Origin of the sequence: Musicola paradisiaca NCPPB 2511 (assembly GCF_000400505.1) — a bacterium.
In the GTDB taxonomy this organism is placed as follows: domain Bacteria; phylum Pseudomonadota; class Gammaproteobacteria; order Enterobacterales; family Enterobacteriaceae; genus Musicola; species Musicola paradisiaca.
Map to the genome: position 1 here is coordinate 3,203,048 of NZ_CM001857.1, position 15,638 is coordinate 3,218,685.

A 15,638-nucleotide genomic window follows, 5' to 3' on the forward strand; every position below is an offset into this window, starting at 1 on the left:
ACAGCAAGGAACTACGCGATGAACAACACACGTAAGACGGGTGCAGGACGCTCAACCATCTCCCACGGCGTGCTGGCAACCACGAAAACCCTTCTGGCTACGGCTGTATTAGCTTCCGTCATAACGACGGGCGCCAACGCCGCCAGCCTGCAAACGACCAAAGCAACCGAGTCCGCCTCCATCGGCTGGGCGACACAAAGTGGTGGTACGACTGGGGGAGCCAAGGCAAGCTCTTCCAACATTTATGCCGTCAGCACACTGGCTGACCTTAAAACCGCGCTGAATGCAGGTACTACGGCGAAAATCATCCAGATTACCGGCGCTATCGATGTCAGCGGCGGCAAAGCCTACACCAGCGCATCAGACCAGAAATCCCGCAGTCAGCTGAGCGTCCCCTCCAATACCACCATCATCGGCATTGGTAGCAAGGCCAAGATCACCAAAGGGACGCTGGTGGTGAAAGGCGTAAGCAACGTTATTCTGCGTAATCTCTACGTTGAGACCCCGGTTGACGTAGCACCGGTCTATGAAGATGGCGACGGCTGGAACGCCGAGTGGGATGCGGTGGTGATCGACAACTCCGATCACGTATGGGTCGACCACCTCACCATCAGCGACGGCAGCTTTACCGATGACCAGTACACCACCAAGAACGGTGAAACCTATGTACAGCACGACGGATCACTGGACATCAAAAAAGGCGCTGACTACATCACCGTCTCCAACAGCCGTTTCGAGCTGCATGATAAGACTATCCTGATTGGCCACAGCGACAGCAACTCCTCCCAGGATTCCGGCAAACTGCGCGTCACCTTCCTCGAAAACGTGTTTGACCGCGTAAGAGAACGTACTCCGCGCGTTCGCTACGGCAGCATCCACGCTTATAACAACGTTTATGTCGGCGACGTAAAACACAGTGTCTATCCGTACCTGTACAGCTTAGGCCTGGGAACCAGCGGCAGCATCCTGTCTGAAGCCAATAGCTTCACCATCAGTAACCTGAAGAGTGTTAACGGTCTGAACAAAAACTGCAGTATCGTCAAGCAGTTCAACAGCAAGGTTCTGACCGATAAAAGCTCGCTGGTTAACGGCAGCACGTTCGACTTCGCCGGCGAATGTAGCCTGACGGCGTACAAGGGAACCATCCCTTATACCTACAAGGCTCAAACCATGACGACCAGTCTGGCGAGCAGCATCACCAGTAACGCGGGTTACGGCAAACTGTAATATTTCCTGACGCAACGGCCACTTCTCCAAGTGGCCGTTTTTACGTCTGTACTTTTGAAAGGTTTATGCACTCATGACAAAATCCGCTTTACAGGGAATGGTGCTGTTCGGCGCCTTGATATCAGGCTCCATGCATGGGGTACTGGCGGCGGAAACCATATCGGCAGCAGAAACGGCCGAGTTCCCCACCATAACGCTCAATGACCATACCCGTATCAGCGGCATTGTCAGCTCCCGCGATATCCGTTTCCCGGCCACGATCAGCGTCATTGATTCCAGAGGGTTACGCCGCGATGTCAAAACCGATGACAGCGGGCGTTTCTCCGCCGATGCATCTCAGATGTCAGCGCCGTTGCGTTTGAGCGCCATTGAATACGGTGGGGAAAATTGTCTGGACAGCAATCGACTGAGGGCTGTTTGTCTGGGCGCATTACTGCCCGCCCCTCATTCTGGTAAGGAAAATACCGCCAATATCAACCCACTGACTGACCGCATGTTATCCGACGTTGCGGCAGCGCTCGGATATCTGGGCCCACAGCAATTTCTCAACGCAACGGAGATTCCCGGCATTTCCCGAAGCGCCTGGAATACTGCCCATCAGGCCTTCCATGCCGGCTTTGATACTGCACTCAAACAGGTAGGTATTCGGCAAACGGCCCAATTCGCCCCGTTGACTTACGCTGCATCCCAGCACGCTGTCGTGTGGAAAATCCTCACTGTCATCAACCATGCGCGCAATTACCACAACAACACCGGACAAGCCGGACACACTGTACTGACGGATATCGCATTCCGTCCCATCGTCGGGTTGAATGCGCAGGGCGATTACGAACCACTGGACTACGCCAGCGCCAGCCAACAATTAACGGCCCTCAAACAATCCGACATCCGAATTTTCATCGTTGGCGATTCAACCGCCGCCACCTACGAGAAAGCACGTTATCCCAGAATGGGATGGGGCCAGGTCTTTGCCCAACAATTTCGCACGAACGGCAATGTGTATGTGGTGAATGGCGCGCGTTCAGGCCGCAGTTCCCGGGACTTTTATTACGAAGGCTGGTTCCGGCAAATGGAACCTTTTATGCGACCCGGCGATTACATGTTTATTCATATGGGGCATAACGACCAGAACTGTAACAGTAATAAAGCTGAACGCGGCGCGGCAGATGTCGCCAATTTGTGTACCTACCCCAATAACGCCGCAGGTCAACAGCAATATCCGGCAGGGAAGCCCGACATGTCGTTCCAGCAGTCCCTGGAACGCTACATTCGCTACGCGCGGGAGCACCAGATGCATCCCGTATTGTTAACCCCCACCGCCAGAGTAAAAAATGCCGAAGGGAAAACAGGCACGCCGGTAGTTCACAGCCACTACACCCGGCAAAATCAAAGCAACGGCTACGCATTCGTCGGGGATTACACCCAAACCATCCACGATACCGCCAGCGCCAACAAGGTGCCGTTGCTTGATGTGGAAACCGCCACGATCGCGCTGGCGAATCAGGATAACGGCAGCCGGTGGCAACAATACTGGCTGGCGGTCGATCCGGATATTTACCCTTACTATCGCAATCAGCAAGGCAGCATCTCGCAACCAGATACCACGCATTTTCAGCAAAAAGGCGCTCTTGCCGTCGCCGCCATTGTTGCCGATGCCATCCGGAATACGCCTGAGCTCAAACCGCTGGCAACAAAGCTGGCGACAAAGAACTGACAATAACGCGAACACAACCACGACCACCGGCGCATACTCCAGCATGCGCCTTACCTCAACCCTCTAAAATACAAGGAATATAAGTATGCTGAAAACCATATCGGGATCACTGGCGCTCACGCTGTTGCTCGCCGCCAGTTTACAGAATGCTCAGGCAGCGGATGCCTACAATGCCCTCGTTTCGACATCCTCCAGCGATAGTTCTGCGTTTAAAACCATCGCTGAAGCCGTTGCCAGTGCGCCATCGGGCAGCTCTTCATTTGTGATTTATATTAAAAATGGCGTGTACAAAGAACGTCTAACCATTAGCCGGGACAATGTGCACCTTAAAGGCCAAAGCCGCGACGGCACCATCATTGCGGCCACGACGGCGGCGGGAACGCTCAAATCGGATGGCACCAAGTGGGGCACCTCCGGTAGCAGTACCGTTAAAGTCAACGCCAAGGATTTCACCGCAGAAGCCCTGACTATCCGCAATGACTTTGACTTCCCCGCTAACCAGGCCAAAAGCGATAGCGACAGCACTAAGATAAAGGATACGCAGGCAGTAGCGCTTTACGTTGCCGGCAACAGTGATCGCGCCTACTTCAAAAACGTCAGCCTGGTCAGTTATCAGGACACGCTGTACGTTTCCGGCGGCCGCAGCTTCTTCTCCGGCTGCCGCATTAGCGGCACCGTGGATTTTATCTTCGGCAATGGTACCGCCCTGTTTGACGATTGCGATCTGGTATCCCGTAACCGTACCGATGTCGCAAGCGGCGGCGTCTACGGCTATCTCACCGCGCCCAGCACCGATATCAACACCACCTATGGCCTCGTCATTACCAACAGCCGGGTTATCAAGGAAAGCAGCAGCGTACCGTCAAAAAGCTATGCGTTGGGACGCCCATGGCACCCGACGACCACCTTCTCGGACGGCCGTTATGCCGACCCGAATGCTATCGGCCAAACTGTATTCCTGAACACCAGTATGGATAACCATATCTACGGCTGGGACAAGATGTCCGGCAAGGATAAAGACGGCAATACCATCTGGTTCTATCCGGAAGACTCACGCTTCTACGAATACAAATCCACGGGTAATGGCGCAGCAGTTACTTCATCACGTCGCCAGCTAACCAGCACGGAAGCCGCTCAGTACACCAAGAGCAAAGTGCTGAACGGTTGGACGCCAACCCTGCCTTGATCTCATCGCGATAAAGTAAAAAACCGCCCTGACGTCATGCCGTCAAGGGCGGTTTTTTTATCACGGTCTGGAATCCGCGCGAGTAAAGGGCTGGTCACTGTTTCACTGGCACGCCATGACATAGACGGAAGCCGTACTGGTTTAACATCCCTGACGAGCTCACGAACAGAGCGCCTCGTCAGGGGCGCAAACCTTCATGGATGCGGAATTTACCCTGCGGATATCGTTTCAAAACGTTATGCTCCAACTCACCGCCGGGTACCTAACCCACTCGCCTAACAGATGCTTTGGCCGAAAACGTCATAGGGCCAGGCCCGAAACAAGAAGCCACGCGATCAAATAGCCTCTTCATCCTCTTCGCCAGTTCGGATTCGAATAACACGGGCCACATCGAATACAAAGATTTTGCCATCGCCGATCTTGCCGGTCTGAGCAGTACGCATAATGGTTTCAACGCAGGTATCCACGATGTCGTCGGCAACAACTATCTCGATTTTCACCTTCGGCAAAAAATCGACCATATATTCCGCACCACGATACAATTCGGTATGGCCCTTTTGACGCCCGAAACCTTTCACCTCCGTCACCGTCATGCCGGTAATCCCTACTTCGGCTAACGCTTCGCGTACATCATCCAGCTTAAATGGTTTAATAACTGCATCAATTTTCTTCATGATGAAATCCTAATTATCACGATGTAGTGGTCGGCGCCAGCATGGACAAAGAGTCGCCCGCCATAAATTCACAATAGATTAACACTATTCTTTAAAATCATTGGCGTCCAACTCATGGCGCGCCAGCAATTTATAAAACTCGGTACGATTCCGCCCCGCCATTCGCGCCGCCTGAGTCACATTACCTTTAGCAAGCTGCAGCAGTTTACGCAGATAGTTCAATTCGAACTGATGACGCGCCTCGACAAACGTCGGCAACGCCGTATTTTCACCTGACAGCGCCTGCTCGACCAGCGCATCACTGATCACCGGGGCGCTGGTCAACGCCACACACTGCTCAATCACATTGACTAACTGACGCACATTTCCCGGCCAGCTGGCCGCCATCAGACGCTTCATGGCATCCGTGGAAAAACTGCGCACAAACGGTTTATGCCGGGCCGCTGCCTGCCGCAACAACTGATTGGCTAATAAGGGAATATCTTCTGAACGTTCATTCAACGCAGGCAACCTCAGATTGACGACATTCAGCCGATAGAACAGATCCTCCCGAAACTCGCCTTTCTCCATCGCTTTGGGTAAATCACGGTGCGTTGCAGAAATAATCCTCACATCAATCTCTACATCGCGGTTGCTTCCCAAAGGCCGAACACGACGCTCCTGTAACACCCGTAATAATTTAACCTGCAGCGAAAGCGGCATATCGCCGATTTCATCCAGAAACAGCGTTCCGCCCTCTGCCGCCTGAAAGAGTCCTTCCCGCTGGCTGACTGCGCCGGTAAACGCCCCTCGAGCATGACCGAATAGTTCAGACTCCAACAGCGGCTCGGGCAACGCCCCACAATTTATCGCGATAAAAGCGTTGCCGGCCCGCGGACTGGCGGCATGAATGGCCTGTGCCAGCACTTCTTTACCCGTCCCACTCTGGCCATTAATCAATACGCTAACGTCAGACTGCGCGACCAACTTCGCCTGCTCCAGTAAACGCAGCATTATCGGGCTGCGGGTGATGATCGTTTCCCGCCAACGTTCATCACCCGCAGGTGCTGAAATCTGCAAAGCATCGTCGATAGCCTTGTACAAAGCATCACGATCCACCGGCTTGGTGAGAAAACTGAATACACCTTTTTGCGTTGCCGCAACCGCATCGGGAATGGAGCCATGAGCTGTCAGGATGATGACCGGCAATCCAGGCTGAACCTTCTGAATTTCGGCAAACAGCGCCATACCATCCATTTCATCCATGCGCAGATCACTGATGACCAGCTCGATCTGCTCCCGGTGTAAAAGTTTCAGCGCCTCCTGACCACTACCGGCGGTCGTCACGGCAAAACCTTCGCTGCTCAAACGCATACCCAATAGTTTCAGCAAACTGGGATCGTCATCCACCAATAGCAAACTGGCTGTTTTTCGGGTGGTCATTCGCTTTTGAATCCCTTTTTCACTACGGCTGGCGGTGTGACCGCGTCGGTTTGTTTGTTACTGCCATCAGATGTAGAACGGGTACCGGCTCGACGTTCTTCATTTTCCGACAAATCACTCTGCACCGATTTGCGGTTTGAAAGCTGTCGCTCAATGTCGGTCAAACTTTCCAATTTACGAGTCGTGGTTTCCAGTTGATACTGCAAATGCCCCTGCTGTTCGCGCATGCTCTCTAACTGCTTGTCATTGGTTTCTTGTATCCGCTGAAAACGTAAACGCTCATCCTCAAGCGTAATCGTCAGATTCTGTTTATCCATCCAGATTTGCAGTAATGGCAGCAGTGCGACAGGCACTTCCCGAACATGTCGATTGAGCTGATCCATAATTTGATGTCGTTCGGGAACGGTCAATTCCGCGTGATCCAGCAAAATGGCCTGTCGCCACAAACCACTCCAGGTATTGTCACCGACCAGCAGTGTCTGCTCTCTGGCCTGCGCCGCCGTCAACCGATCTGCACATTCCATGTACCGCAGCCAGTAGAGCGCATTGTTCATGGCATCCGGGTGATGGAAGGTCCAGAGGCGTTCACAAGAAACCATGCGGTAGTCGGTCACTTGCTCTCTGGGCGGTACGATGTCTGCGCCACGATGAGCAGCAGGCTCGCTTACCTTGTCCGCACACGCGGACAATAGAATAGTTGCTATAAATATCAATACATTATGCACGTAACACTGCCGAACATCAGGCAACAGCATAGCCAAGCCTCGCAACGACAGAGGACGAAAACTCCGTGCAATCATGATTAATTCTCGGTGATTAATGGCAATTCAATACGAAAACAGACATCAGCATAGTCAACCACCACCAGGTTCAGTTCTCCCTGCATGCGGCGGATACAGTCCTGAGCAATACTTAACCCCAACCCGCTGCCCTTTACTGCCCCCTTACGCTGATGGATCCCCTGATAAAAAGGCTCGAAGATCATGCTTCGCTCGGTCTCGGGAATAGGGGTACCGCTGTTGGCGACCTCGATCTGAACCCGATTGCCGACCTGTCGACTCTGGATCCAAATGTTACCGGATTCCTGCCCATAGTGCACCGCATTGGAGTAGAGATTGTCGATTACGCGCATCAACAATGTCGTTTCCGCTCGACAGTTGGACACCGGCAAATCAACATGGGTTCGCATCTGTTTACTTCTTGCAGATAGACTGTGAGCCTCAACCACCATCGCTACGATTGCAGCGACATCGACTCGTTCAAATCCCGTGGGGACATCAGCCAGCTTGCGGTTGTAGTCCAGCAGTTGCTCAATCAACTGCAAGAGATGTCGGCTGCTATTATCCAGAATGGCAACGACGTCTTTTTGATCGTCCGTTAGCGGCCCCGCCACTTCGTCGGCCAGCAGTTCAGCGCCTTCCCGCAGGCTGGCCAGCGGCGTTTTCAGTTCATGAGAGATATGGCGGAGAAATTCGTGGCGTTGTGCTTCCAGCCAGGAAAGGCGCTCGCTTAACCACACAATACGCTGTGCCAGTGATCGAATCTCTTTGGGGCCGCGAAATAGACTGGTTTTACCCGGCGCTTTTCCCTCCCCCATCCGATTAATCATCCGTTCAACTTCCTTGACCGGGCCGATGATCATCCGAGTGAACAGCATCACCAACACCAGGCTCACCAGAAACAATGCCAGCGACTGCCAGCCAAAGAAACGCCCCCGTTCGGCAATATCTTGCTGCAATTGCTGACCTCGAGAGAAAATCACCTCCCGCGTTGCCTGAACCATTTGCGCATTCGTGCGGGAGAAATTCTCCAGTAACAAGGCTGACGCCTGATTTGGCGTACTGTTCTGACACTGAATGTCCGTCAACTGCGCCAGATACTGATTCAGATTCTGGTAATAACTTTTGTCCGGCAGAACCGCCCCGTGCGCGTCAAGCATCTGCGAATACTGCATACGCTGATTTTGATAGAGTTGGGATAAGGTCGGGTCGCCCAAAACGCAATACTGCCGATAGCTGCGTTCAATGGCCAACGCCATACTGACCATGGCTTCGCTGCGGCGCGCATCCGCGAGCGTGGTTCGGTTGATGTTCGCCGCTTTTTCGCTGAGGTTGTCCAGGCTTTTATATGCCTGATATGCCAGAACCAGCAAAGGCAACAGCACCAGCAGAAATGCCATGATAACCAGTTGTCGCAATGAGCGCGGAAACAAGCGCCACGGTTTCAAAGAAATCATTTTACTGTTTGTCCATCCACCAGATTACCGCTTTCAGCATCCTAGCGACCACGATGTAAAGCACAACCCCATTCGGGGAGATTTGCGTAACTGCGCGCATCCGGTGTAACGCATTGCCAGCCGGCCCGTCGCTGTGGCGACTGTTGTCGGCGGTCATTTTGCGCAAGACCGGGCGCATCAAGCAGGGCTATAAAAGCGAAACCCGGTCACACATAACCTGCATGACCGGGTCTCTAAATAGGCGGTGCCTCACTCAACGTGTCGCCCGGTGCTGGATAAAGCGCTTTGCAGAGCAGTTATCCTGATAAATAGGCGATAGGCACCTTTTCTTTTGGCGTCATTCCAGGCGTTATGAGCAATACCACTTGCCAGTTTTGCAATCATAACCAATCGAATGAGCAGCGCTCGTCACTATGCACATAGTGTGCCACTTTAAAAAATAAAAACGCAACAAATTGAAATTAAATAATAAAATAATGACATCATTGTTATTCAATAGGATGTATCGACAACATATCGGGCGGATAGAGGAAAAATACCGTCTATCTGTCGCCTAAAACAGACAGCCCCATGAGGCATAAAAATAATTCTTATTAATCAAATAAATAAATGTCTCTTTTTTGAGACATGCCATATCCTTGTTGTCTCTGATTTGAGACAACCGCATGTTGGCGGCATCGTCTCCCACTTTGGGCGTGTAGTTTCAGGCCGATTGCCGTTTTCACGATATCAAGCGACATTAAAAACGGCGGACGGCCAGTTCTGGATCCAGTGAATAACCATTAAGAATGGGTGCTCAATAAAAACAGGTGCGTTCTCCACTACATTCACGCAACGCTGTCAGTGTGGTCTTCAAGGGGCATCAGTTTTAGTGTCGCTAGGTTATAAAAAATGCCGGCAACGTTTTCTACGACACTTCGCGTTAGCGCGCGGATCTATGCCATAAAAAAAGGGGCCGGCGCCCCTTTTTCAGCTCTACGCTTATATCAACACAGCGCTTACCCCAGTTGACGCCGCGCATTACGGAACATACGCATCCATGGACTATCCTCGCCCCATTCGGCCGGATGCCAGGAGTTGCTGACCGTCCGGAATACACGCTCGGGATGCGGCATCATCACCGTTACACGCCCATTGGCATTGGTGACTGCCGTGATACCGTTCGGCGAACCGTTCGGGTTTGCCGGGTAAATCTCGGTCATCTGTCCATAGTTATTGACATACCGCAGCGCAACCAACTGGTTCTGTTCCAGAGCGACCAGATGCGCCTCATCACGTACTTCCACGCGCCCCTCGCCATGCGATACCGCGATGGGCATCCGTGAACCCGCCATATCCTGCAGGAACAAGGACGGGCTGTGCGCCACCTCCACCAGACTGAATCGAGCTTCGAAACGATCCGATTTATTACGTACAAAACGAGGCCAGTGGTCTGCGCCGGGGATCAATTCCCGCAGATTGGACATCATCTGGCAACCGTTGCATACCCCCAACGCCAATGTTTGCGGGCGCAGGAAGAAGGAAGAAAACTCATCACGCACGCGATTATTAAACAGGATGGACTTGGCCCAGCCTTCGCCTGCGCCCAACACATCGCCATAGGAGAAACCGCCGCAGGCGACCAAGGCATGGAAATCCGTCAGCGCACGACGCCCCGCCAGCAAATCGCTCATGTGCACGTCGATAGCCTCGAAACCGGCGCGATCAAACGCAGCCGCCATTTCGACATGCGAATTAACCCCCTGCTCGCGCAATACCGCCACTTTCGGACGCGCCTGACGGCTGATATAAGGCGCAGCGACGTCTTCCTGCAGATCGAAAGATAACGTCACATTCAGACCAGGATCGTTATCATCCGATTTGGCACGATGCTCTTGATCGGCGCACTGCGGGTTATCACGTAGGCGCTGCATCTGCCAGGTCGTTTCCGCCCACCACTTACGCAGCGTGGTGCGACTTTCGCGATACACCACATTGTCACCCTGGACGATCTCGAAATGGTTCCCCGCTGCGGCCCGTCCCAGATAATGTACGCAGTCGGCAAGGCCGAACCCGGCCAGCACCTGTTCAACCTCCTGACGGCGGGCGGCCTCAATCTGGATCACCGCGCCCAATTCTTCATTAAACAGCACCGCCAGAGAATCTTCTCCCATTGCGCTGATATCTGCCTTGATCCCGCAATGACCGGCAAACGCCATCTCAGCCAATGTCACCAGCAGGCCGCCATCAGAACGATCGTGATAAGCCAGCAGCGCGCCATCGGCCACCAGCTTCTGCATCGCGTTGAAGAAGCCGGCCAATTGTTCCGGATTACGGACATCCGCCGTTTTGCGCCCCAATTGACGATACACCTGGGCCAACGCCGTCGCGCCCAGTGCATGGTGGCCCGCGCCAAGGTCGACCATTAACAGCACGTTGTCCCTGTCGGTACGCAATTGCGGCGTCACGGTATTGCGAACATCGTCAACACGCGCAAACGCGGAGATTACCAGCGACATCGGCGACGTCACGCTACGATCGTCATTGCCTTCCTGCCAGCGGGTTTTCATGGACATGGAGTCTTTACCCACCGGGATCGTCAACCCAAGCGCAGGACAAAGCTCTTCACCGATGGCTTTCACCGCCTCATACAGGCCGGCATCTTCACCGGGATGCCCCGCAGCCGCCATCCAGTTAGCGGAGAGTTTCACCCGCTTCAAATCGCCAATGTGTGTAGCAGCGATATTGGTGATAGCTTCCCCGACAGCCAGACGTGCGGAAGCCGCAAAATTACGCAGCGCCACCGGCGCTCGCTCGCCGATCGACATCGCTTCGCCGTGGTAGCTATCGAGGCTTGCAGTAGTAACGGCGCAATCGGCAACCGGAATCTGCCATGGCCCCACCATCTGATCGCGGGCGACCATGCCAGTTACCGTTCGGTCGCCAATGGTGATCAGGAAGGTTTTCTCGGCCACGACCGGCAAATGCAGCACACGCTCCACCGCTTCCGCCAGATAGATCTCGTTGCGGTTCAGCGGCACGCCTTCCACCACTTTACGCTCAACATCACGCTGCATTTTCGGCGTCTTGCCCAGCAGCACATCCAGCGGCATATCGATAGGCTTGTTGTTGAAGTGACGATCGCTCAGCGTCAGATGCTGTTCTTGCGTCGCTTCGCCGATCACGGCATAAGGCGCGCGCTCGCGTTTACAGATTTCAGCAAACTGCGCCAGTTGCTCCGGCGCCACCGCCAGTACGTAACGTTCCTGGGATTCGTTGCACCAGACTTCCAGCGGGCTCATGCCCGGCTCGTCGTTGGGAATATCGCGCAATTCGAAGCGGCCGCCGCGACCGCCATCGCTGACCAGTTCCGGCATGGCGTTGGAAAGGCCGCCCGCGCCAACGTCATGGATAAAGAGGATCGGATTCTGTTCGCCCAACTGCCAACAGCGGTCGATAACTTCCTGGCAACGACGTTCCATTTCCGGGTTGTCGCGCTGAACGGAAGCAAAATCCAGGTCGGCGTCAGATTGGCCGGACGCCATGGAAGATGCCGCCCCGCCGCCCAAACCGATATTCATCGCCGGGCCACCCAGCACAATCAGTTTGGCGCCAACGCTGATGTCCCCTTTTTGCACATGTTCGTCGCGAATATTGCCAATCCCGCCCGCCAGCATGATGGGTTTGTGATAACCCCGAATTTCGACGCCGTTGTGGCTGTCCACGGACTCTTCGTAAGTACGGAAATAACCGGCAATGGCCGGACGGCCGAATTCATTATTGAATGCAGCACCGCCCAACGGGCCTTCCACCATGATATCCAGCGCGCTGACAATGCGATCCGGTTTTCCGAAATCCTGTTCCCATGGCTGCACGAAATCGGGAATGCACAGGTTGGAAACCGAGAATCCCACTAACCCCGCCTTGGGTTTAGCGCCGCGCCCGGTCGCCCCCTCATCACGGATTTCGCCGCCGGAACCGGTGGCGGCGCCCGGCCAGGGAGAAATAGCTGTCGGGTGGTTGTGGGTTTCGACTTTCATCAGAATATGGGCATCTTCCTGATGATATTCATACACGCCCTGAGGGTTCGGGAAGAAACGGCCGACCGACGAGCCTTCCATCACGGCGGCATTGTCTTTATACGCGGAAAGCACATGTTCAGGCGTATGTTCGAAAGTGTTTTTAATCATTTTAAACAGCGATTTAGGCTGTTTTTCACCGTCAATGACCCAATCGGCGTTAAAAATTTTATGCCGACAGTGTTCCGAGTTGGCCTGCGCGAACATATACAACTCGATATCCGTCGGGTTACGTCCCATCCGGGTGAACGCATCCAGCAAATAATCAATCTCGTCATCCGCCAGCGCCAGCCCCAGACGGACGTTGGCGGCTTCAAGCGCCTCACGTCCCTGCAACAGGATTTCCACACGCTTCAACGGCGCCGGCTGATGATGGGAGAACAGCGCGCTTGCTTGCTGCATATCGCTAAATACGCTTTCCATCATGCGATCATGCAGCAAACCGCCCAGTTCTTTCCATTGTTCATCGCTCAACGTAGGCGCATGAATATAGAAAGCCAGACCACGTTCAAGACGGAGAATTTTCTGCAGCCCGCAGTTATGCGCAATATCCGTTGCCTTGGAAGACCAGGGAGAAATGGTGCCTGGGCGAGGAGTCACCAGCAGCAGACGGCCGGTTGGTTCATGTTCGGTCAGCGAGGGGCCGTATTTCAGCAGGCGGGCCAGACGCGATTGCTCATCCTGGCTTAACGGGGCACTCACATCGGCAAAATGCACGTACTCAGCATAAATGTCGCTGACGGGCAGATGGTATTCCTTACACCGGGCCAGCAATTTATTGATACGAAAAGCCGAGAAGGCAGGTGAACCACGCAGTATTTCCATCATCTAAAATTTCTCTTGTCTTCGGTGCACTGACGTTAGTGCGTTATGGCGCTACAGGGGTGGGAAACGCACGCCATTATAAAGAATAGTGACGGACGACGAAACCGTTTGCGCAGGGATTGTTGCAGATCGTCAGAGGGCTGGAGCCCCACAGTAGACAAAGGAATAAAAGTTGCACAGTGACGATTTGTTGCGCAAAATGCCCTCCAACTCTGGGAAATAGCACACAAAAAACTGCCGTTACAGACAGACTGGCCACCTGGCCACCGAGAGATAACTCTTTGAAACGTTTGACGATAAACTATTTTTTCATCGGGGTAATCGCTCTGCTGCTGACGCTGGCGCTGTGGCCGAATATTCCATGGCGCAGTAACCAGGAGTTCCAGCTCAGACAGATCCTTTCACGCGGGGAATTACGTATCAGCACCATTGCGTCTCCGCTGACCTATACCCCCAACAACGGTTCGCCCACCGGCCTTGACTACGAACTGGCTAAACGATTCGCCGATTATCTTGGCGTGAAGCTGGTGGTTTCGGTGCGTCAGAACGTTGACGAGCTGTTCAACGATCTCGATAACGGCGATGCCGACCTGCTCTGCGCCGGTCTGATTTACAACCATGAGCGACTGAACCGTTTCCGTACCGGGCCTGCTTATTATTCCGTCTCTCAGCAGCTGGTCTATCGGCTGGGCAATCCCCGGCCGGCCACACTGGATAAGTTGCAAGGCCGGTTAACACTATTGTCGGGTTCCGCGCATATCGCCACATTACGGGCACTAAAATCGGCCCGCTATCCCCAGTTGAGCTGGGAAGCCGCGGCGGATATCTCCGAACAGGATCTGCTAAAACAGGTTGCCGACGGCAAACTCGACTACACCATCGCCGACTCCGTCACCATCGGTCTGATGCAGAGAATTCATCCCCAACTCGCCGTGGCCTTTGACCTCAGCGATGAAGAGCCCGTCACCTGGTATCTGCGACGGACGCATGATGATAGCCTCTCCGCCGCGCTGCTGGATTTTTTCAGTCAGGCCATGGAAGACGGCACGCTGGCCCGGCTGGAAGAAAAGTATCTCGGGCATGTGGGGAACTTCGATTATGTGGACACCACGACATTTCTCAACGCTATCGACAGCACCCTGCCCGGCTTACGCCCACTGTTTGAAAAGTACGCACGGGAAATCGACTGGAAACTGCTGGCGGCCATCTCTTATCAGGAATCGCATTGGAACCCGCTTGCGACGTCGCCAACAGGCGTTCGCGGGCTGATGATGCTGACGCGCAATACCGCGGATAGTCTGGATGTCGCCGACAGGCTTAACCCGGAAGAGAGTATTCGCGGCGGCGCTCAGTACCTGTCCCGCATGATGCAATTAATTCCCGCCAGCATACCGGCGGATGAACGTATCTGGTTCGCGCTTGCCGCTTATAACATGGGCTACGCCCATATGATGGATGCACGCAAATTAACCGAAACGCAAAAAGCGAACCCCGATAGCTGGGCAGAGGTTAAAACTCGTCTGCCGTTGTTGAGCCAAAAGCGCTATTACGCGCAAACCGCCAACGGATACGCACGCGGTCAAGAGGCCTACAACTATGTGGAAAATATCCGCCGTTATATGGTGAGTCTGGTGGGATATCTGTCGGAAAAAGAGAGTAAAGAACAGCAACAACAGTTGCTGGCTCGTGCCTATCCGGTGGTACCGCCGGAACAGATACCGCCGACGAAACCCGCGCCCTGACGTCATGGCCGGCTCGTCACCAGTCATGCGTTTCCGGCTGCCCGCGCCGCCTTCTGCTGCTGCCGGCGCATGCGAAAAAAATCGCTCAGCAGCGTTGAACACGCCTCCGCCAGCACGCCTGATGTAATCGCGACCTGATGATTCATTCCCGGATGTCGCAAAATATCCACCAGCGAACCGGCCGCGCCGGTTTTGGCATCGGCCGCGCCGTAAACCAGGCGTGAAATGCGGCTATGCACCATCGCTCCGGCACACATAATGCAAGGCTCTAGCGTAATGTAGAGCGTGGTATCCAACAGACGGTAATTCTGCAGCACCCGGCCGCCCTGCCGCAGCGCCATCATTTCGGCATGAGCGGTAGGGTCATGCTGACCAATGGGGCGATTCCAGCCTTCGCCAATCACCTTACCGCCTTGCACCAACACGGCCCCCACCGGCACCTCCCCTTCATCCCAGGCGCGCTGAGCCAATATCAGCGCATGGCGCATCCAATACTCATCATCCGCAAGGGTATCCATGGTTCCTCCGTTCAGGGTGTTTACAGCAAGCGGCCG

The 15,638-nt window shown here is 54.1% G+C and carries 10 protein-coding genes; 4 read left to right on the forward strand and 6 right to left on the reverse strand.

Features of this window, described 5'->3' with window-relative positions; genetic code table 11:
• The first annotated feature begins 18 nt into the window (after nucleotides 1-18).
• The 3 genes from DPA2511_RS14185 to pemA all read left to right on the forward strand — a co-directional run bounded on the left by DPA2511_RS14185 (nucleotide 19) and on the right by pemA (nucleotide 4,127).
• Nucleotides 19-1,227 carry a polysaccharide lyase gene (locus DPA2511_RS14185; protein ID WP_015854446.1) on the forward strand — a complete coding sequence of 403 codons (1,209 nt, stop codon included), beginning with the start codon at nucleotides 19-21 and terminating at the stop codon, nucleotides 1,225-1,227.
• Between the two features lie 73 nt (nucleotides 1,228-1,300).
• Nucleotides 1,301-2,941: a pectin acetylesterase PaeY gene (paeY, locus tag DPA2511_RS14190; RefSeq protein WP_015854447.1), complete on the forward strand. Its 1,641-nt coding sequence runs from the start codon at nucleotides 1,301-1,303 to the stop codon at nucleotides 2,939-2,941.
• 85 nt (nucleotides 2,942-3,026) lie between these two features.
• Nucleotides 3,027-4,127 (forward strand): pectinesterase PemA, encoded by a 1,101-nt coding sequence (gene pemA, locus DPA2511_RS14195; RefSeq protein WP_015854448.1) that lies wholly within the window; start codon nucleotides 3,027-3,029, stop codon nucleotides 4,125-4,127.
• Nucleotides 4,128-4,462: 335 nt separating this feature from the next.
• Here the strand turns inward: pemA and glnB are convergent, their stop codons facing one another.
• The 5 genes from glnB to purL all read right to left on the reverse strand — a co-directional run bounded on the left by glnB (nucleotide 4,463) and on the right by purL (nucleotide 13,342).
• Nucleotides 4,463-4,801: a nitrogen regulatory protein P-II gene (glnB, locus tag DPA2511_RS14200; protein WP_015854449.1), complete on the reverse strand. Its 339-nt coding sequence runs from the start codon at nucleotides 4,799-4,801 to the stop codon at nucleotides 4,463-4,465.
• Between the two features lie 84 nt (nucleotides 4,802-4,885).
• A complete protein-coding gene (gene glrR, locus DPA2511_RS14205) occupies nucleotides 4,886-6,223 on the reverse strand; it encodes a two-component system response regulator GlrR (protein WP_015854450.1) in 1,338 nt (445 codons plus the stop codon).
• Nucleotides 6,220-6,978, reverse strand: coding sequence for a two-component system QseEF-associated lipoprotein QseG (gene qseG / locus DPA2511_RS14210; RefSeq protein ID WP_015854451.1), 759 nt, complete (start codon nucleotides 6,976-6,978; stop codon nucleotides 6,220-6,222). The genes glrR and qseG overlap by 4 nt, the downstream gene beginning before the upstream one ends.
• A gap of 47 nt (nucleotides 6,979-7,025) precedes the next feature.
• On the reverse strand, nucleotides 7,026-8,459 hold the full coding sequence (locus DPA2511_RS14215; protein WP_015854452.1) for a sensor histidine kinase: 1,434 nt from the start codon (nucleotides 8,457-8,459) through the stop codon (nucleotides 7,026-7,028).
• A gap of 998 nt (nucleotides 8,460-9,457) precedes the next feature.
• A complete protein-coding gene (gene purL / locus DPA2511_RS14225) occupies nucleotides 9,458-13,342 on the reverse strand; it encodes a phosphoribosylformylglycinamidine synthase (RefSeq protein ID WP_023638404.1) in 3,885 nt (1,294 codons plus the stop codon).
• Between the two features lie 281 nt (nucleotides 13,343-13,623).
• On the opposite strand from purL, the gene mltF reads away from it, so the two are divergent.
• Nucleotides 13,624-15,084 carry a membrane-bound lytic murein transglycosylase MltF gene (gene mltF, locus DPA2511_RS14230; protein WP_015854454.1) on the forward strand — a complete coding sequence of 487 codons (1,461 nt, stop codon included), beginning with the start codon at nucleotides 13,624-13,626 and terminating at the stop codon, nucleotides 15,082-15,084.
• 23 nt (nucleotides 15,085-15,107) lie between these two features.
• Here the strand turns inward: mltF and tadA are convergent, their stop codons facing one another.
• Complete coding sequence (tadA, locus tag DPA2511_RS14235) at nucleotides 15,108-15,602, reverse strand: tRNA adenosine(34) deaminase TadA (RefSeq protein ID WP_015854455.1); 495 nt, start codon at nucleotides 15,600-15,602, stop codon at nucleotides 15,108-15,110.
• Between the last annotated feature and the right edge of the window lie 36 nt (nucleotides 15,603-15,638).